The organism is Chryseobacterium panacisoli (assembly GCF_008274625.1).
Classification (GTDB): domain Bacteria; phylum Bacteroidota; class Bacteroidia; order Flavobacteriales; family Weeksellaceae; genus Chryseobacterium; species Chryseobacterium panacisoli.
This window is the reverse complement of the sequence record NZ_VTRU01000001.1, coordinates 2,294,954-2,312,830: the sequence shown is the minus strand read 5'-3', so window position 1 is coordinate 2,312,830 and position 17,877 is coordinate 2,294,954. Positions and strand designations below refer to the sequence as shown.

General features: G+C 36.8%; 16 protein-coding genes. 7 read left to right on the top strand and 9 right to left on the bottom strand.

Annotated elements, in window-relative coordinates:
* The first annotated feature begins 22 nt into the window (after positions 1-22).
* Together guaB and FW781_RS10385 are read left to right on the top strand one after the other, a co-directional pair.
* The gene (gene guaB, locus FW781_RS10390; protein WP_149387301.1) at positions 23-1,483 is read left to right on the top strand and encodes an IMP dehydrogenase; all 1,461 of its coding nucleotides are present in this window, start codon (positions 23-25) and stop codon (positions 1,481-1,483) included.
* Positions 1,484-1,830: 347 nt separating this feature from the next.
* Positions 1,831-3,696 carry a GEVED domain-containing protein gene (locus tag FW781_RS10385; RefSeq protein ID WP_149387300.1) on the top strand — a complete coding sequence of 622 codons (1,866 nt, stop codon included), beginning with the start codon at positions 1,831-1,833 and terminating at the stop codon, positions 3,694-3,696.
* Positions 3,697-3,749: 53 nt separating this feature from the next.
* On the opposite strand, the gene FW781_RS10380 is transcribed toward FW781_RS10385, so the two are convergent.
* From FW781_RS10380 to ruvC, 5 genes are all read right to left on the bottom strand, one after another.
* On the bottom strand, positions 3,750-3,959 hold the full coding sequence (locus FW781_RS10380; RefSeq protein ID WP_228720168.1) for a KTSC domain-containing protein: 210 nt from the start codon (positions 3,957-3,959) through the stop codon (positions 3,750-3,752).
* Between the two features lie 83 nt (positions 3,960-4,042).
* Positions 4,043-4,735 carry a T9SS type A sorting domain-containing protein gene (locus tag FW781_RS10375; RefSeq protein WP_149387299.1) on the bottom strand — a complete coding sequence of 231 codons (693 nt, stop codon included), beginning with the start codon at positions 4,733-4,735 and terminating at the stop codon, positions 4,043-4,045.
* Between the two features lie 5 nt (positions 4,736-4,740).
* Positions 4,741-5,334: a phage tail protein gene (locus FW781_RS10370; RefSeq protein ID WP_149387298.1), complete on the bottom strand. Its 594-nt coding sequence runs from the start codon at positions 5,332-5,334 to the stop codon at positions 4,741-4,743.
* 173 nt (positions 5,335-5,507) lie between these two features.
* Entirely contained in the window at positions 5,508-6,578 is a 1,071-nt protein-coding gene (locus FW781_RS10365; RefSeq protein WP_149387297.1) for a DUF4407 domain-containing protein, read from the bottom strand.
* A gap of 151 nt (positions 6,579-6,729) precedes the next feature.
* Positions 6,730-7,284 (bottom strand): crossover junction endodeoxyribonuclease RuvC, encoded by a 555-nt coding sequence (gene ruvC / locus FW781_RS10360; RefSeq protein ID WP_103291755.1) that lies wholly within the window; start codon positions 7,282-7,284, stop codon positions 6,730-6,732.
* A 100-nt stretch (positions 7,285-7,384) separates the two neighbouring features.
* Between ruvC and FW781_RS10355 the strand changes: the two genes are divergently transcribed.
* Together FW781_RS10355 and FW781_RS10350 are read left to right on the top strand one after the other, a co-directional pair.
* Positions 7,385-7,876, top strand: a complete 492-nt coding sequence (locus FW781_RS10355) for a hypothetical protein (protein ID WP_149387296.1) — start codon at positions 7,385-7,387, stop codon at positions 7,874-7,876.
* 2 nt (positions 7,877-7,878) lie between these two features.
* Positions 7,879-9,237 carry a T9SS type A sorting domain-containing protein gene (locus FW781_RS10350; RefSeq protein WP_149387295.1) on the top strand — a complete coding sequence of 453 codons (1,359 nt, stop codon included), beginning with the start codon at positions 7,879-7,881 and terminating at the stop codon, positions 9,235-9,237.
* A 30-nt stretch (positions 9,238-9,267) separates the two neighbouring features.
* On the opposite strand, the gene FW781_RS10345 is transcribed toward FW781_RS10350, so the two are convergent.
* Positions 9,268-9,792, bottom strand: a complete 525-nt coding sequence (locus FW781_RS10345) for a 2'-5' RNA ligase family protein (protein ID WP_149387294.1) — start codon at positions 9,790-9,792, stop codon at positions 9,268-9,270.
* A 79-nt stretch (positions 9,793-9,871) separates the two neighbouring features.
* Between FW781_RS10345 and FW781_RS10340 the strand changes: the two genes are divergently transcribed.
* Together FW781_RS10340 and FW781_RS10335 are read left to right on the top strand one after the other, a co-directional pair.
* Positions 9,872-10,195, top strand: a complete 324-nt coding sequence (locus FW781_RS10340; protein ID WP_149387293.1) for a PadR family transcriptional regulator — start codon at positions 9,872-9,874, stop codon at positions 10,193-10,195.
* Positions 10,192-10,911, top strand: a complete 720-nt coding sequence (locus tag FW781_RS10335; RefSeq protein WP_149387292.1) for a hypothetical protein — start codon at positions 10,192-10,194, stop codon at positions 10,909-10,911. Before FW781_RS10340 ends, FW781_RS10335 begins: the two co-directional genes overlap by 4 nt.
* Positions 10,912-10,915: 4 nt before the next feature.
* On the opposite strand, the gene FW781_RS10330 is transcribed toward FW781_RS10335, so the two are convergent.
* Complete coding sequence (locus FW781_RS10330; protein ID WP_149387291.1) at positions 10,916-12,028, bottom strand: serine hydrolase domain-containing protein; 1,113 nt, start codon at positions 12,026-12,028, stop codon at positions 10,916-10,918.
* Positions 12,029-12,200: 172 nt separating this feature from the next.
* Here FW781_RS10330 and FW781_RS10325 point away from each other — a divergent pair, with 172 nt between their 5' ends.
* Entirely contained in the window at positions 12,201-13,610 is a 1,410-nt protein-coding gene (locus tag FW781_RS10325; protein ID WP_149387290.1) for a pyridoxal phosphate-dependent decarboxylase family protein, read from the top strand.
* Positions 13,611-13,645: 35 nt separating this feature from the next.
* Here the strand turns inward: FW781_RS10325 and FW781_RS10320 are convergent, their stop codons facing one another.
* Positions 13,646-14,356 (bottom strand): Dph6-related ATP pyrophosphatase, encoded by a 711-nt coding sequence (locus FW781_RS10320; RefSeq protein WP_149387289.1) that lies wholly within the window; start codon positions 14,354-14,356, stop codon positions 13,646-13,648.
* Positions 14,357-14,435: 79 nt separating this feature from the next.
* Complete coding sequence (locus FW781_RS10315) at positions 14,436-17,783, bottom strand: methylmalonyl-CoA mutase family protein (protein ID WP_149387288.1); 3,348 nt, start codon at positions 17,781-17,783, stop codon at positions 14,436-14,438.
* Between the last annotated feature and the right edge of the window lie 94 nt (positions 17,784-17,877).

The following is a 17,877-nucleotide window of genomic DNA, read 5'->3' as shown; positions in this document are numbered from 1 at the left end:
TAATTTTGCAAAGAAAGTAAAGATGTCTATTCATAACAAAATTGTAGAGACAGCCATCACTTTCGATGACGTTCTTCTAGTCCCTTCTTATTCAGAAGTTTTACCTAACCAGGTTTCATTAAAATCAAGACTTACCGACAAAATCACGCTGAATGTTCCGATAGTTTCCGCTGCGATGGACACTGTTACTGAAGCAGATCTGGCAATTGCTTTGGCAAGAGTCGGAGGGTTGGGCTTTATCCACAAAAACATGACAATTGCTGAGCAGGCAGCTCAGGTAAACCGTGTAAAACGTTCCGAAAACGGAATGATCTCTGATCCGGTTACTCTATCTAAAGATCATACTTTAGGTGAAGCTAGAGATCTTATGTCAAGATATAAGATTTCCGGTCTTCCGGTAGTAGATCCTAATAATGTACTGATTGGAATTATTACCAACAGAGATGTAAAATATCAGGAAAATCTTGATATGAAAGTGGAAGAGATCATGACCAAAGAAAATCTGATCACTTCAGACAAAGATACCAACCTTGAAAAGGCAAAAGAAATCCTTCTTAAAAACAGAGTTGAAAAACTTCCGATTGTAGATAAAGATAACAAACTTGTAGGTTTAATCACCATCAAGGATATTGATAATCAGTTAGAGTATCCAAACGCTAATAAAGACCAGAGCGGTCGCCTTATCGTAGGTGCAGGAGTAGGAGTAGGAGAAGATACTTTGGCGAGAATTGAAGCCTTGGTACAGGCAGGAGTTGATATCGTAGCAATCGATTCAGCACACGGTCATTCTAAAGGAGTTTTAGATAAAATCTCAGAAATCAGAAAAGCATATCCAAACCTAGATGTTGTAGGGGGAAATATTGTAACTGCAGAAGCTGCTAAAGACCTTATTGAAGCTGGAGCCAACGTACTTAAAGTGGGAGTAGGCCCGGGTTCTATCTGTACAACAAGAGTAGTTGCAGGAGTGGGAGTACCTCAGTTGTCTGCAATCTATAACGTTTACGAATATGCTAAGTCACAAAATGTAACGGTAATTGCTGATGGTGGAATCAAACTTTCAGGAGATATCGTTAAAGCGATTGCAAGCGGAGCAGGAGCAGTAATGCTTGGTTCTCTTTTAGCAGGTACAGATGAAGCTCCAGGAGAAGAAATTATTTTCCAGGGAAGAAAATTCAAGTCTTACCAGGGTATGGGAAGTCTTTCTGCAATGAAAAGAGGTGGTAAAGAGAGATATTTCCAAAGTGAAGCTAAGAAATTCGTTCCGGAAGGAATCGAAGGAAGAGTTCCTCATAAAGGAAAATTGGAAGATGTAATTTTCCAGTTGACAGGAGGTCTGAGAGCGGGTATGGGATACTGTGGATCTAAGGATATTGAAACCCTTCAAAAAGATTCTAAACTGGTAATGATTACAGGAAGCGGATTGAAAGAATCTCACCCGCATGATGTAATTATCACACAGGAAGCTCCGAATTATTCTTTATAAAATTATAATTGAATTTATATATTAAAAACCGCACAATGAGTGCGGTTTTTTTATTTTATGATTTTAATTTAATATTATGATTCATAGGGACTTACTTTTATAGTTTTATTTTTCAAGATTGGTTTTTTGCTTGTTTTTTTTGTGTTTTATTAATAATACTATAAATTAATTAAATGCTGTTTGAAATTATGTAAATTTTATTTTGGAGTTATAATGTAACAATTATGAGTCTTTTTCTACTAACTGTAATAAAATTTTAAATTTTGTGCAGGTTATTGATAATAAATATTATTGATTGATGCTTGAGATTATAAATTTTCAATCTATTAATTTTTTTAAATATTGTAATGAAGAAATCTATCCTTTGTGGGGCATTGCTACTATCCCTTTCAGTATCAGCACAGCAAAAAAAAGATTGGTGTGACTTTGATAATGAGCAGAGAGTACACCAGAAACAGAATGCGGAAATTGATGAAATGGTTCGCAATATGCGTAACAAAATTATTAGCGGTAATCAAAATACTGCTGCTAAAAATGGAAGTACGTATAAAATTGTAAACGGAGTTTATGAAATTCCTGTGGTAGTACACGTAATAGCGCCTACCGGTGCTGCTATTGGTACAGCTTACAATAAGAGTGATGCACAAATTCAGGCTTGGCTGGATCATTGTAACCAGATGTATGCAGGTACGTATCAGTGGGCTCAGGGAATTCCTGCAGATTTTGGTAATGCTGCTACGATGCCGATTAAATTGGTATTGGCTAAAAGAGATCCTAACTGTAATGCCACTACCGGGATTGTTCGATATAACGGAGGAACTCTTGCAGGGTATGATACTTATGGAGTAAAGCGTAGTGGTGCTAATGGAGTTACTACAGCACAAGTAAAGACTATTGCTCCACACTGGCCTGAAGCTTCTTACTTTAATATTTATATTATGAACAAAGTAGATGGAGGTGGAACCTATGGTATTATGGGATGGGCAGGACTGCCTCAAAATGCTGATGCTAACTACGAATCCTTTATGAAATCTTTTGTGGTTACGTTACAGGATGATATTACATTAGCACACGAATTTGGACATAGTATGGGGTTGTTGCATACCTTTGGAAATGCAGATCCTGATGCACCACAAGGAGATGCTACCACAAATTTTTGTCCTGCAACAACTAATAACTGTGCTACAGATGATGATCAGGTTTGTGATACAGAGAGATCAAGAAGCTTACTGAATGATCCTGCACCTACTAACAATGATATGAATTATTGTACAGGAGCAAACTATCAGGGAGTACAGTATAACATGATGAATTATACCAATCCAATAGCATTCAAGTTTACCAATGGACAACATGACAGAGCTGCTCTTTATTTCTTCTTAATGAGAGGGTCGCTTAGTACTTCATTAGGAGCAACAGCTCCTTCTGCAGCAGCTGCGATAGGAACGCCTATTGCTGCTACATGTAATCCAGCAGGAGTAACCAATCCGAATAATTACTTTGTGGGACCAACTTTAGTAAAATTAGGCACTATTAATAACGCTACTACAGGATTTTGGCAGAATAATGCTAGTTTTTATGAAGATTATACGGGGGCAGGCTGTCTGAAAGCTACCTCTACAGAACTTTCAGCAACAGGGACTCATAATCTTCAGGTAAATGTATCAGATTCAAATAATGAAGTAAGAGTTTGGATTGACTATAATAATAACGGAACATTTGAAGCTTCTGAACTTGTGGGTTCTGCTGATAATATTGTAGCAGACCCGGTTACGTTAATAGGAACTTACAATACTACCATTACAGCTCCTGCTTCAGCAGTACTTAATACTCCGCTTAGAATGAGAGTACTTGTAGATGATGAGAATTCTAACATGACTCCTTGCGGACAATTAAAGTACGGACAGGTTGAAGACTATACAGTGAAATTTGTTACTAACTTAGGAACAAACGAAGTAAAAGCTGATAATAGTGATTTAACAGTGTATCCTAACCCTGTAGCAACCGGAGATAAAATCTTCATTAAAGCTAAAAATGGTAAAAATCTGAAAGTTTCTATTTCTGATATGGCAGGAAGATTGATAGCAAGCCCGTCTGCAACTGAAGAAGGAAATGGTGTTTTCAAAGTAGATCAGCAGTTAGAAAAAGGAGTTTATATGATTCAGGTTTCTAACGGGAAAGATTCTAAAACTTCAAAATTGATCATTAAATAAATTGATCAAAGTTTTAAATAATACAAAAGTCTCCATTTCGATGGAGACTTTTTTTATTCAATTTTACGGTATTTAAATCCGGGCTTGATCACTTTATTTAAAAATTGCCCTTTGGATCTTGCCTTTTTAAACTTTTCAATAATATCAGAAGGAACTTTAAGATAGTCATAAACCGCTCCTGACTGATATATAATTCTCAATATTTCAGTATCCGGGAAATAAATGAAATGGTGTACAACACTTGAAGGCATACTACAATTCATACAAAAAATGTTCCTTGTCCGGAAAAATAAAAGCTTCCGGTAATTCCGAAAGCTTCAAAGATTTGTTCTTATAAAATAGCAGTTTATTTTTTCACGAATTTAAATTGATGAGTTTGGAAATTCCTGGTATTTATTTTTAATATATAACCACCTGGAATAAGTTGTGAGACATCAATTTTTGAATCAAACGTTTCAGTTTTTACAAGTCGCCCGTCCATATTATAGATTTGGATAGATGATCCGTCATCAATACCTGAAATACGGATGAAATCTGTCACAGGATTAGGGAAGATCTGGATTTTATGTTGAGAAAGATCTGAAGTTCCCAACGTTGTGGTCTGTACGTCACCCGTCATAGTGGAATTTACTGCAGTAAGGTTTCCGCCACATTGTCCGTTAGTCATTACTGTATTTTCTACCCATGTTCCAACGCTGTTGCCTGGAGGTATGGGTACAGAATTATTTCCTGTTGAATTATAATAAATCAGATAAGGAGTTGTAAAAGTTCCGTTCCCTTCATCACCAAGAAATTCCCATCTTGTAAGGGTGTTGTTCCATTGGATTTTAAATTCACAGGTGCCTAATCCATCACAATCTTGTCCGCCGTCAATAGGAGTCGTCATATAAATGTTTTTGTTAAAAGCGTCTACTCCGGTTTTGTTAAAAGTATATGTGTTAGGCGGGCTGCTAAAAAGGTTAGGACATCCACTAAATGTTATGGTCTGTGCAAAAGCTGAGCTTCCGGCGAACAGACATAATAAGTAAAGAATTTTCATAACCGTTAATTTTGTGATGGGAAAACTCCGGCCAATGCAATGATGCATTTCAGAGTGATAAAGGGAGGTCTGTTTTCATGAGGCTGGCTTCCTCCTGTGTTTCCTACCATTGTGCTTTTCATCGTAGTATTGGCTGCTGCGTCGGAATATTCTTTATCAAGAATTTTAGTGTCTGCCAGAAGATTATTTGTTGGTGAATTTTGATTTCCTTCCGCTGTTACGGCACTTACAGTATGATTGTGAGCTGGCATTTGTGTTATCAGTAACGTTACACTTTCGGTTCCTCCGGTTTCTCCCATAGTATAAGTAGTGGGTCCTCCCGGAGCCTGTCCGTTATGAACAAGTACCCTTCCCCTCATATCAGGCAAAGCAAAGGTGGTTGTTCCATTCCCTCCATACGTAGTTCCTAACAATGAAAAAAGTGCTTGATTTTGAGCGATGGGCAGGATCTGCCCATTACATTCTGCCCAGTATTTTGGGGCAAAATTATAAGGTACAAAAGCTATTTGTCCTAAAAAAGGTTCTGATGCCTGTGCTTTTAGGGCAGGAGCAAATGCACTGCATATCAGCAGCGTACATGCAAAAATTAAGTTTTTCATGATAGCAAGAATTTTAAGTAGTATAAAATTAGAAAATATTTTACATAAAATACTTGATTAAAAGAAAAACCTTTCGTAATATAACAAAAGGTTAGATTTTATTTATTGAAAAATAAATTATTATAGATTTTTTCTCTAATATTTAATGACTGATGATATATTGAATTATCACTTTAATTTTTCAGATTATCCTTAAAATCATCAATCCTGAAATCTGTCAGAGCATTTCCTTTTTCAATTTTTTCTTTAGAATACAGTCTGAAATCATTTTCTGTTTTTTCTAAAAGATAATCATAAGGTCCTATATGAGAAATTAATTTTACCAGAACCGGAGATATTTCGAGACAGATAAACAGTCCCATAATAAAAGTTGCTGCCAGTCCTATAATAGCTGAATTTTTACCCAGTTCATCCAATGCCTGAAGCCTTGCTGCAAATCCATTGAATTTATCCTCAAAAGTCTCTGTAGATTTTCTTTCAGTTTCCAGATTCGTATATACCTTGGATATTTCTTTATCCAGATATTCCAGTCTGGGTGCAGCTTGTTTCTGATAATTCTCAAGATCCTGTCTGCGCTGCTCTTTTAATTCCTGTTTACGTTTGGCATTCGGCCCGTAACCCTCTTTTCCACTGGTTAAACCCGATTGTTTTCCCAGAATTTCTTTTTCAAGTTCTACCGAAGCAGAATCATAGGCTTTCTGATACTGTGCTACTTTTCCTGAAATCTGCTGTTTTTCGGTTTCAAAAGGTCCGCTCTGCTGAAGAATCCTTCCACTCATTTCACCCTGAAGCTGCTTTTTATTCCTTTGAATAATGGTATTCAGCTGTTTATTTACCTCTTTTTCAAAAATTTTAAGTTCTAATGGTTTAGAAATAATAATCCCTAAAAATGTAGCAAGAATAAGACGGGGAATAGCCATCAGAATCTGATTCCACCATGTTCCTGTTTTTTTAATGGAAGAAACGATATAACGGTCAAGATTAAAAATCATCAATCCCCAAAGAATTCCAAATCCTACGGCTGCCCAAATGTTGTCAAAAACGGTATACATAGCATAACCTGCAGACAAAGTAGCAAATACTGCAGTGAAAAGTACAATCCCTCCAATCCCTGAAAATTTATTCCATTCACTCGGAGTCTTTCTTAAGATATGAATGTTCCCGCCGGAACATACCATCAGAAATTTTTGGAACCAGTTTATTTTATGAGTCCCTTGATTTATAGTTTGTTGGTTTGTTTTCATAACTGAAAATTTATACAAAGGTAGTACTAAAAATCATACCAATGTAAAAGATAGTATTATGTTTTACCAAGTAACTGTAAATGTTTTCATAAAAAACTGTTTTTAAGACAATTAAAATTACTTTTTGAAATTTTCAGGGAAAAGATCAGGATTATTTCAATCTATCAGGATTCTGCTTCAAAAAACTCTCCCATCCGGAATACGATTTGGTATCTGCTATGGTTCCGGAATTAAAATGATGACATACTGCAACAGCAAGTCCATCGGAGGCATCCAGGTATTTTGTAGGGAATTCTTTTAAATTAAGAAGATTCTGAAGCATCCCTGCTACCTGTTCTTTACTGGCGTTTCCGTTTCCGGTGATAGCCATTTTGATTTTTTTCGGAGAATATTCGGTGATGGGAATATTTCTGTAAAGGCTTGCAGCCATGGCAACACCCTGTGCGCGGCCAAGTTTAAGCATACTCTGTACGTTTTTTCCGAAGAAAGGAGCTTCAAGAGCTACTTCATCAGGATGAAACTCATCGATAAGAGACAGCGTTCTTTCAAAAATATATTTGAGCTTTGTTTCGTGATTGGGATATTTTTTTAAGATCAGTTCATGAATGGAAACCATCTCCATTTTTCCTTTTTTGACGGAGATGATGCCAAACCCCATTATAGTTGTTCCCGGGTCAATCCCTAAAATTATTTTCTCTGAAATCATTGCTTCAAAGATAAGACTTTCTGTGTTTTAAGTTGAAAAAAGTATTTGTAATGATTTTCATTCATATTTAAAACTTTAGTAACTTTAAACAAAAATGATTATGAAAAATGTATTTAATGTACTTATTGTTCCTGTTTTTCTTTTTTATAGCTTTCAGAAAGAAAATGGATTAACTCAAAAAAGGCAGTCACTTTCAGAAACCACAGTGAAAAAAGGTGATCGGATTATTTATTTGTTTTTCAAGGCAGATAGAGATCAGTCAGGAAATGCAAAAATTACCCTGCAAAGTTCTAAAATAACAGATGGCAGATTGAAACATATGCCTTCTTTTGAAAGAAATGAAGTTCATAAGGGAGATCTTATCATTACTTTGACGGAATCCGGAGGGAAAGAAGTTGTCAGACAGCTTGTGAAAGATCCTTTTAATCCTGAATTGGAAGTGTATGAAAAAGAAGGAATTTCCAGACATAAAGCTTCCCTTCAGAGCACGGAATTCAGCGCCCGTTTTTCCTATTCTGAAAATGTTCAGACTATAAAGGTTGAAAAGGCAACTGATGATGGAGTACAACTATTATTCACACAAAAACTATAATTATGAAAAAAGTTTTATTATCCCTTTTGATTGGTAGCAGCTGTTTTGGCCAGACATTCGATACTGTTCCGCTTTTACAGAACGGAGACAACAGTAAGAGAGTTGTTATCGCTGTTTTAGGAGACGGATTTACTGCTGCACAGCAGGCTGCTTTTACAACGTCAGCTCAGAATACAGTCAATTATCTTTTTACAAAAAGTCCCTATACAGAATATAAAAATTATTTTAATGCTTATGCAGTAAAAGTGATTTCCACAGAATCAGGAGTGAAGCATCCGGGAACTGCGACGGATGTTACTGAACCCGTAATTCCTGTAACCAACCCCAATAATTACCTTGGTTCTACCTTCGATGTCGGAGTCCACAGATGTATCTACAGCAATACAACCAATAAGGTTGGGCAGGTTCTGGCGGCCAATATCCCGGATTATGATATCACCTATGTATTGGGCAATTCTACGGAATATGGAGGTTGTGGAGGGACCTATGCTTTTGCTTCATTAAATGGATCTTCAAACGAAATTGTGGTGCATGAGCTTGGACACTCATTTGGTAAATTAGCTGATGAATATTGGTTTTCAGGCTCATTGGAATCTCCAAATAAAACACAGAATTCTAACCCCGCAACGATTAAGTGGAAAAACTGGGTAGGATTAAACGGAGTAGGTGTATATGCACATGCTGAAAGCCCAACCTGGTTCCGTCCGCACCAGAGTTGTGAGATGAGATATCTTAACCAACAGTTCTGCTCCGTATGTAAAGAAGCAATTATCGAAAGAATCCATAGTTTAGTATCTCCTGTAGATTCCTATACACCGGCAAATAATACTTCGGTAGATGCTACATCCAATGTGACTTTCACAGTCAATGAAATTCTTCCTATTCCCAATACATTAGCCAACACCTGGACGTTAAATGGAACAGCTTTAGGGGCAACAGGAAACAGTGTTACGATTACTCCCGGACAACTTAACAACGGAAACAATACTTTGACACTTTCGGTAGTTGATAACAATCCGCTTTTAAAAGTTGATAATCATAGCACCCTTCATGTTACCAATGTTTCCTGGACTCTGAGTAAATCTACTCTTAAACTTTCAGAAGTAAAAGCTGAAGAAAGACGGTTCAGTATTTATCCGAATCCTACAGACGGAGAATTTTTCATTAAAGGGAAACAAGATTTTTCAAAGGATATAAAAGTAGAAATCTATGATGTTTCCGGGAAATTGATTCCGTCCAGATTTGAATTCAAAGATGCCGGAATAAGAATTGATATTAAAAATTTCCCGGCAGGAACCTATCTGCTGAATGTAAAAGAAAACAAAAATCTGATTCTTTCTCAGAAGATCATAAAAGAATAAATTGAATGAAACCGGCTCCAGCAGCCGGTTTTATTTTTCCAGTTTTTTCTCTGCTATGGGCACCCAGTGTCCATCATGACGGAGAAGTATTATTTTGTCAACTAAAAATTTAGTTTTGTAATCCTTTGCTTCATATTTTTCCCAGGCTTTAAGGTAATTTTCCCAACTCAGATCTCTGAACCCTACAGTCACGTGGGGACTAAAAGAATACGGGACAAAATTAAAGTACTCTTTTACCCTATGATAAAGCTCGGTTAAATGAATATTTTCTTTTGGCTGAATATAGAGTACAGGATTTTTAGGATTAGCAAAACTTCCAAAGCCATCCAGTTCTACTTCAAAAGGCGTGATTTCTGTATTGATCTTCTGAAAAGCAATATGAATATCCTCCTCCAGTTCAATTTCTCTTGAAAAGGGAGGGAATAATGTAATATGGGCTTCATTTTTCAAAGCCTTGGAATTGGCATAATTCTTTGCCAGGTCTTTTTTAAAGGTTTTTATTTCTTCAATAATCTCTTGAGGAGGGTAAATGGCTATGAAATACATTTTTTTCATAAGGCAAATTAAAAGTTTTTATATTAAATTTACATGCATAATAAAATTATGCATATGTTTGCAAGGTATAAATCATTCTATGAAAAAGAATAGTCTTTATAAAGGTACCCTGCAGAATATTATTTTGAAGCTTCTTTCAAAAGAAATTAAAATGTACGGATATCAGATTACTCAAAGGGCAAAAGAGCTTACGGAAGGTGATCTTGAAATGACAGAAGGAGCTCTTTATCCATTGCTGCACAAACTGGAGGGTGACGGGATGATTATTTCTGAAATTCAGAAGATTAACGGAAGAGACCGTAAATATTATCTGCTGACTGAAAAAGGGAAAAAACAACAGGCGGAAAAAGAAACTGAGATGAAAAGTTACTTACTAAACCTACAAACCATATTCAATTTATGATAACGGTAGAACAGGAGAATAAAATTACAGATTATCTGGTAGCTCAGCAGCTCTCATTGGATATTCTTGTAGAAATCAGAGATCATATGATCAGTCAGATTTCAGATCTTCAGGATAAGGAAAATATCAGTTTTGATGATGCTTTTTTAAAGGTAAAAGAATCCTGGAGCGGAGAATTTAAATTGGTTAATTATCTATTGTTTTATCCAACAACAATCCCTTTGATTGCCAAAAGGATTATACAGGAAAAATATGCCGGGCTTTTCAGAAAATCTTTAATGATAGGATTGCTGGCTTTTGGTATTAACTTACTGTTGATCTTTGTCGCAAGAAATCAGGACGATTATAATCTGTTTTTCAAACTGCTTAACGGATCTTTTTTGTTAGGTTCCATATTGATATTGGTTTTTAATTATAAGATCTGGAAATATCTGAGAGCAGATTTTAAATATAAAGGGAAAAGCCTTTATACAATGTATCAGCAGAATATAGGCTTGATGGTAGTCTGCGCTTCTTCAATGGCACAAATCGTAATGAAGAACGGGAATTATGCTTATCAGTTTTTCAGAGAAAATAATCATTCTGAAATTTTTTCGACTTTATTGACTTTGATTTTTCCGTTTATATTGCAGACTGCACTTGTTTTTGCTGTATTTAATTTTTCAGAACACAAAAAGAACTTGATGAAAATGCGGGAATTTCTTAAGCCTGTATAAAGAGTTAATGTTGTGATCTAAGCTGCGTAAGAGTATTCTCAAGGTGATCTGTGATCTTTTTTACTTCAATATGAGGTCTGAATATCACTCCTTTTCCTTTTTCTTCATCGGCAATATTAGACAGGATAATCACGGAAGTTTTCGTGTCCGGATAATAGATGTTTAATGAAGGAGAACCTTTTATATAACCGCTGTGGAAATAAGAATTGGGTGAGCCAATATTCAGCATAATACCGTAAGCATAGCCCATTTTTCCAAAAATTGCATGGCGTCTTTCTGCGCTTTTGGCCATGAATAGCTTCAGGGTTTCAGGCTTTAAAATTTTTCCGCCATACAAAGCATTGTTCCATGAATGAAGATCCTGAATGGTAGATAATATTCCGCCAGCCGGAGTTCCGATTTCCTGTCCGCCTAATCTTTTCGGCATATTGGGAACTTCCTGAAATTTTGTGGATGTACCAAGGTAAGCACTGGCAAAATTATTCCCTTTAAAAATGTCCCCCGTTGAAGAATGTGTCATTCCAGCTTTTTTAAAGAGCTCCTGAACATTTTCAGCATAGGACTTTCCGGACACTTTTTCCACAATCTTTCCAAGAGTATTGAACCCATCGTTGGAGTAGAAGAAATCTGATCCGCTTTTAAACATCAGCTTTCCTCCTACCATATTCAATCCTGAAGTATGATTTAATAACTGATGAATGGTAATGTTTTCATATTCTTTGATCTGGAATTCCTTCAGGTATTTTGACACTTTATCTGTCACATTCAGTTTTCCCTGCTCCATTTGAAGTAAAACTAAAACAGCTGTAAACTGCTTACTTACCGAACCTATCGCAAAAATGGTATTACTGTCGATTTTAGTTTTCTTTTTAAAATCAGAATACCCGTTTTCTCTTCTGTAAAGAGGAATGGTGTCTTTAAAAACGGCAATGCTTCCATTGAAATGGTACTTTTTGAAAGTAGAATCAATCTGTTGTTCTAATAGTGTTTTCTGAAAAGCAGCAACAGTAGAATCAATGATGGCTTTTTTATCAACAGGAGGAGCTTTTGAAACCTCAGTTGTTGTACAGGAAAGCAAAAAGCAGAAAAGGGTCAGGAATGCTAAATTTTTGATCACAGGTGTTGTATTTTTAAATGATAGTTGTTACTCTTAAAGATACTAAAATATCCAAGAGCATTAAGGGATGCAAATTGCGTGCTAGGAAGGGATTTGAATCAATTTTAATATGGATTTAATGATTCTTTAGTGGGCATTTAATACATTTGATATAGAAAATGGATCACAAAGTATGAATGAACACTTGAAAAATGATTCAGCAAATATTGGATATCTGCTGAATATTATTAAAGAACAGGGGACAGATTACCTGAATTCTATTGAAGAAAGAGTAACATCAGTAATCAATAATAATGTATCGGAAAAGCAGGAACTTCCGGAGTCAGGATTAGGAACAGAAGAGGTTTTACAGATTTTTAATAAAAAATTTGAACCGATCATGGTGGGTTCCGGAGGACCGAGATATTGGGGATTTGTGACTGGAGGTGCTACACCGGCATCGGTAGCTGGTGACTGGCTGGCGACGGTTTATGATCAGAATACCCAGTCTGTAACAGGGCAGGGAGATATTTCCGCAAGTATAGAGATAGAAACCATACAGCTTTTGCTGAAACTTCTTCAGCTTCCGGAAAGCTTTCTGGGAGGTTTTGTGTCGGGAGCTACGATGTCTAATTTTACCTGTTTGGCTGTGGGCCGTCAATGGCTGGGAAAAGAGCAGGGAAGAGATATTGCGAAAGAAGGCATTTCGGGAGCAGCAAAGATACTCACAGCGACTCCTCATTCTTCTTCTATAAAATCATTGTCACTCCTTGGACTTGGCAGCAGTAATATCATTAAAATTAAAACGGAAGAAGGAAACCGGGAAGCCATTCATATCCAAGATCTGGAAGAAAATATCCTGAAGCTTGACGGTGAACCATTTATCCTGATTTCAAGCGGAGGAACAGTAAATACGGTGGATTTTGATGATTTTAAAGCGATCAGCAGATTAAAAGAAAAATACAATTTCTGGTGGCACATCGATGCTGCGTTCGGTGGTTTTGCGGCTTGTTCGGAAACCCATCATCATCTTGTAGAAGGTTGGGAATATGCAGACAGTATCACGGTAGATTGTCATAAATGGCTGAATGTTCCTTATGAAAGTGCCGTGTTTCTGATTAAAGAGCAATATAAAATTTTACAGGTAGAAACTTTTCAAAACTCAAATGCTCCGTATCTGGGAGACCCGTTGGAGAATTTCAGCTATTTAAATTTCCTTCCTGAAAATTCAAGAAGATTAAAGGCACTCCCTGCATGGTTTTCTCTCATGGCGTATGGGAAAGAAGGGTATCAGGAGATTGTAGATAATAATATAGCATGGGCAAAACAGTTTGGTCAGCTGATTGAAAACAGTCTTGACTTTAAACTGCTTGCTCCGGTAAGGTTGAATACAGTCTGTTTTACATTAAAAGATGATGCAAAGCAGGATGCGGTAGGACGATTTCTTGAAAAGCTAAATAATACAGGGAAAGTCTTTATGACCCCTACTTTTTATAATCAGCATAAAGGAGTAAGAGCCGCTTTTGTAAACTGGATGACGAGTGAAAAAGATATCAGACAGGTATTTGATCTGATGAATGAAATCATTACTGAAATAAAATAATATATTGAAAAGCCTGTGGATAAATAGTCACAGGCTTATTTTAACAGCAGATCACAAAACCAGAAAATATATTCTCTGTCTTCTTCTTCAGGAGAGGCCTTAGGTTTAGGATAAGTCTTTTTAACTGTTTCCCCGATTTCAAAATGAACCGGATTTTTGAAAATAGGCCCATCAAAAGTAAAGGTGTGAAACTCTCCGTTTTCTCCACATGGATCAACATTTTCAGGAAGATCATCAATGAATTTCTGATCAATAATTCGTCCTGCAAAACTTTTATCCAGGTAAGTTCCGTTGACGCAGGTTACAATGGTTTTAAAACCAAGCTCTAAAAATTCATGGATGAGGTTGGAGGTATCTTGTTTCCACAAGGGGAATATAGCCTTCATACCGATAGTATTTAATTGATCTTCCCTGTATTTTCGCAGATCTTCCAGGAAAATATCACCGAAAACAGAATGAGTCACTCCCTGAGCCTGAATTCCGGCCATAGTTTTGCTCATGATTTGCTGGTATTCTTCCATTGATGGTTCTTTAGGAAGCTCCATTTTAATTAATGGAATTCCCAGACTTTCGGCCTGTTTTTCCAATAGAGAAACATGAACCCCATGCATGGAAATCCTTTGAAACTCCTGATTAATGCTTGTAAGCAGAGTAGAGATCTCATATTGATCTTCCTGTAATATTTTATAAAGAGCAAGCGCAGAATCTTTTCCGCTGCTCCAGTTGAATAAAGCTTTTGTTTTCATTTTGAAAATAAAAATACAAAAAAACCTCAAAGAATTTCTTTGAGGTTTAATTTATAAAAAATGTCTGTCCAATTATGGCTTACATATTTCTTCTGTATTTACCACCCACTTCAAATAAAGCATTGGTAATTTGTCCTAGAGAACAGTATTTTACAGCATCCATCATCACTTCAAATAAGTTTTGCTGGTTGATGGCTGCATGTTGAAGTTGTTTCAGAGCCTCTTCAGATCTGCTGTCATTCGCATGCTGGAAGTTGTGCAGAGATTCAATCTGTGCCTGTTTTTCTTCTTCAGTAGAACGGATAACTTCTCCCGGCAGAACAGTTGGTGAGCCATCTTTTCCTAAGAAAGTATTTACCCCAATGATCGGATATTCACCTGTGTGCTTCAACCATTCGTAATGCATAGATTCTTCCTGGATTTTTGAACGCTGGTACATTGTTTCCATAGCACCAAGAACACCTCCTCTTTCAGTGATTCTGTCAAATTCCGTGTATACAGCTTCTTCCACAAGATCCGTTAATTCTTCAATGATAAATGATCCCTGAAGTGGATTTTCGTTTTTAGCCAGTCCTAATTCTTTATTGATGATCAGCTGAATGGCCATTGCTCTTCTTACAGATTGTTCAGTAGGAGTGGTAATCGCCTCATCATAAGCATTGGTGTGGAGTGAATTACAGTTATCATAGATCGCATAAAGCGCCTGAAGAGTTGTTCTGATATCATTGAAATCAATTTCCTGAGCGTGAAGAGAACGTCCTGAAGTCTGAATGTGGTATTTCAGCATCTGGCTTCTTTCGTCAGCTCCATATTTTAATTTCATAGCTTTTGCCCAGATTCTTCTTGCTACACGTCCGATTACTGAATACTCAGGGTCGATACCGTTAGAGAAGAAGAAAGATAAGTTTGGTGCAAAATCATTGATGTCCATTCCACGGCTTAAATAATATTCCACATAAGTGAAACCGTTAGCCAGTGTAAATGCTAATTGAGAAACCGGATTAGCTCCTGCTTCAGCAATGTGATATCCTGAAATGGAAACAGAGTAGAAGTTTCTTACTTTCTCTCTGATGAAATATTCCTGAACGTCACCCATAAGTCTAAGGGCAAATTCAGTAGAGAAGATACACGTGTTCTGAGCCTGGTCTTCTTTTAAGATATCAGCCTGAACGGTACCACGAACGGTAGCAATCGTTTTAGCCTTAATTTCTGCATATACATCTGCAGGAATGACTTCATCACCTGTTAATCCTAAAAGCTGTAATCCTAAACCATTGTTGGATGGAGGAAGCTCACCTTTATATTTTGGTCTTTCTAAGCCTTTGTCGTCAAATTTTTCTTTAAGTTTAGCCTCTACTTTAGCTTCTAAACCGTTTTCTTTGATATATTTTTCAACATTCTGGTCGATGGCAGCATTCATAAAGAAAGCCAACAGCATCGGTGCAGGACCGTTGATTGTCATTGAAACCGAAGTCAGTGCATTAACCAGATCAAATCCGGAATACAATTTTTTAGCATCATCCAACGTAGCAATAGAAACCCCAGCATTTCCGATTTTACCGTAAATGTCCGGTGGTAAAGCAGGATCCTGACCATATAAAGTTACAGAGTCAAAAGCCGTAGATAAACGTTTTGCAGGCATTTCTGCAGAAACATAATGGAATCTTCTGTTGGTTCTTTCAGGGCCTCCTTCTCCAGCAAACATCCTTGTCGGATCTTCACCGGTTCTTTTGAACGGATAAATTCCCGCTGTGTAAGGAAAGCTTCCCGGAAGGTTTTCCTGTCCTTTCCATTTGATCAGATCACCCCAGTCATTGTATTTTGGTAATGCAATTTTTGGAATTCTCAGGTGAGATAAAGATTCTGTGGACGTTTCCACTTTAATCTCTTTCCCTCTTACAAAATAAGAATAGAATTCTGCATGGAAAGCTTTTTTCGTATCATCCCAGGTCTTCAGGAAGTCGATATTATCCTGTTGAAGATGTTTTTCTGCTTTTTGATATTCAGCATCCAAAACCTCATTGGAAATTATTTTTTTTACACCTTCAATATGATACATTGTTCTGGCCAGTTCAGCCTGTTTTTCAATATTGATATCGTATTGTTTGTTGTTTTCAACGATTTCAGAAAGGTAACGAACTCTTTTCGGAGGAATAATGGTTACTTCGTCTGTGATTTCCTGTTCTACAAAAGTATTTAGTTTTAAGTCAGCAAACTTTTCGTTTACTTTTGAAACCAATCTGTTGTATAATTCTGTTGTTCCGTGGTCATTAAACTGAGATGCTTTTGTAGCATATACAGGCATGTCTTCCAATGGGCTTTCCCATAAAAGGTGGTTTCTCTGGAACTGCTTTCTTACTGCCTGAAGAGCATCAAGAGCTCCTCTTTTGTCAGATTTGTTTAATGCTACAAGATCCGCGTAATCTAGCATGTCGATTTTTTCCAGCTGTGTAGACGCTCCATATTCAGGAGTCATTACATACATAGAAACATCGGCAAAATCTGACACTTCTGAACCAGACTGTCCGATCCCTGAAGTTTCAAGGATGATAACATCTGGATGAGCCAGCTTCAGCACATTCAATGCAGAATGAATGAATGGAGAAACGGAAACGTTATTTTCTCTGGTTGCCATAGAACGCATGTACACTCTAGGATCATTGATTGCGTTCATACGGATTCTGTCTCCCAATAGAGCACCTCCGGTTTTCTTTTTTGAAGGGTCAATAGAGATAATGGCAATTTTTTTATCAGTATTTGAACGTAAGAAACGTCTTACCAATTCATCTGTTAAAGAAGATTTACCCGCTCCTCCGGTACCTGTAATACCAATAATCGGAATGGTTAAATCTTTAGATTTTTCGTCAATGGCTTTTACAAGCTCAGGTTTTTCTTCTGAGAAGTTTTCAACAGCAGAGATAATACTGGCGATGCTTGTTGAGTTTTCAAAGCTGATGGCATCCAGGTCTTTTGCAGTTACATCTTTTCCTGTTGCAAAATCTGATCGGTGTACAAGATCATCAATCATTCCCTGAAGCCCAAGTTCACGGCCGTCATCCGGAGAATAAATCCTGTCTATCCCATAAGACATCAGATCTTTGATCTCTTCCGGAAGAATTACACCGCCGCCACCGCCAAAAATTTTGATCTGTGGTGAATTTTTTTCTCTCAACAGGTCATAGATATATTTGAAATATTCTGTGTGACCTCCCTGATATGAAGTTAATGCTATAGCATTGGCATCTTCCTGGATTGCTGTATTTACAACTTCCTCTGCTGATTTATCGTGTCCTAAATGGATCACTTCGCATCCTGTTCCCTGAATAACACGACGCATAATATTGATCGCAGCATCATGCCCATCAAATAATGAGGCAGCAGTTACGATTCTTACCTTGTTGGTTGGAGTATATTTTTGGGTTTCCATAAAAATTCTAGAAAGTTTCTAAGTTTCCAAATATAACAATAAAAAAAGAACCAGGTGTTTGATTTTATTCTTTTGATTTTCAATTGATTGTTTA

Bases quoted from the DNA above. Each gene is read 5' to 3' on its own strand.
- guaB (WP_149387301.1), top strand. From the start codon at position 23: ATGTCTATTCATAACAAAATTGTAGAGACAGCCATCACTTTCGATGAC.
- FW781_RS10385 (WP_149387300.1), top strand. From the start codon at position 1,831: ATGAAGAAATCTATCCTTTGTGGGGCATTGCTACTATCCCTTTCAGTA.
- FW781_RS10380 (WP_228720168.1), bottom strand. From the start codon at position 3,959: ATGAATTGTAGTATGCCTTCAAGTGTTGTACACCATTTCATTTATTTC.
- FW781_RS10375 (WP_149387299.1), bottom strand. From the start codon at position 4,735: ATGAAAATTCTTTACTTATTATGTCTGTTCGCCGGAAGCTCAGCTTTT.
- FW781_RS10370 (WP_149387298.1), bottom strand. From the start codon at position 5,334: ATGAAAAACTTAATTTTTGCATGTACGCTGCTGATATGCAGTGCATTT.
- FW781_RS10365 (WP_149387297.1), bottom strand. From the start codon at position 6,578: ATGAAAACAAACCAACAAACTATAAATCAAGGGACTCATAAAATAAAC.
- ruvC (WP_103291755.1), bottom strand. From the start codon at position 7,284: ATGATTTCAGAGAAAATAATTTTAGGGATTGACCCGGGAACAACTATA.
- FW781_RS10355 (WP_149387296.1), top strand. From the start codon at position 7,385: ATGAAAAATGTATTTAATGTACTTATTGTTCCTGTTTTTCTTTTTTAT.
- FW781_RS10350 (WP_149387295.1), top strand. From the start codon at position 7,879: ATGAAAAAAGTTTTATTATCCCTTTTGATTGGTAGCAGCTGTTTTGGC.
- FW781_RS10345 (WP_149387294.1), bottom strand. From the start codon at position 9,792: ATGAAAAAAATGTATTTCATAGCCATTTACCCTCCTCAAGAGATTATT.
- FW781_RS10340 (WP_149387293.1), top strand. From the start codon at position 9,872: ATGAAAAAGAATAGTCTTTATAAAGGTACCCTGCAGAATATTATTTTG.
- FW781_RS10335 (WP_149387292.1), top strand. From the start codon at position 10,192: ATGATAACGGTAGAACAGGAGAATAAAATTACAGATTATCTGGTAGCT.
- FW781_RS10325 (WP_149387290.1), top strand. From the start codon at position 12,201: ATGAATGAACACTTGAAAAATGATTCAGCAAATATTGGATATCTGCTG.
- FW781_RS10320 (WP_149387289.1), bottom strand. From the start codon at position 14,356: ATGAAAACAAAAGCTTTATTCAACTGGAGCAGCGGAAAAGATTCTGCG.
- FW781_RS10315 (WP_149387288.1), bottom strand. From the start codon at position 17,783: ATGGAAACCCAAAAATATACTCCAACCAACAAGGTAAGAATCGTAACT.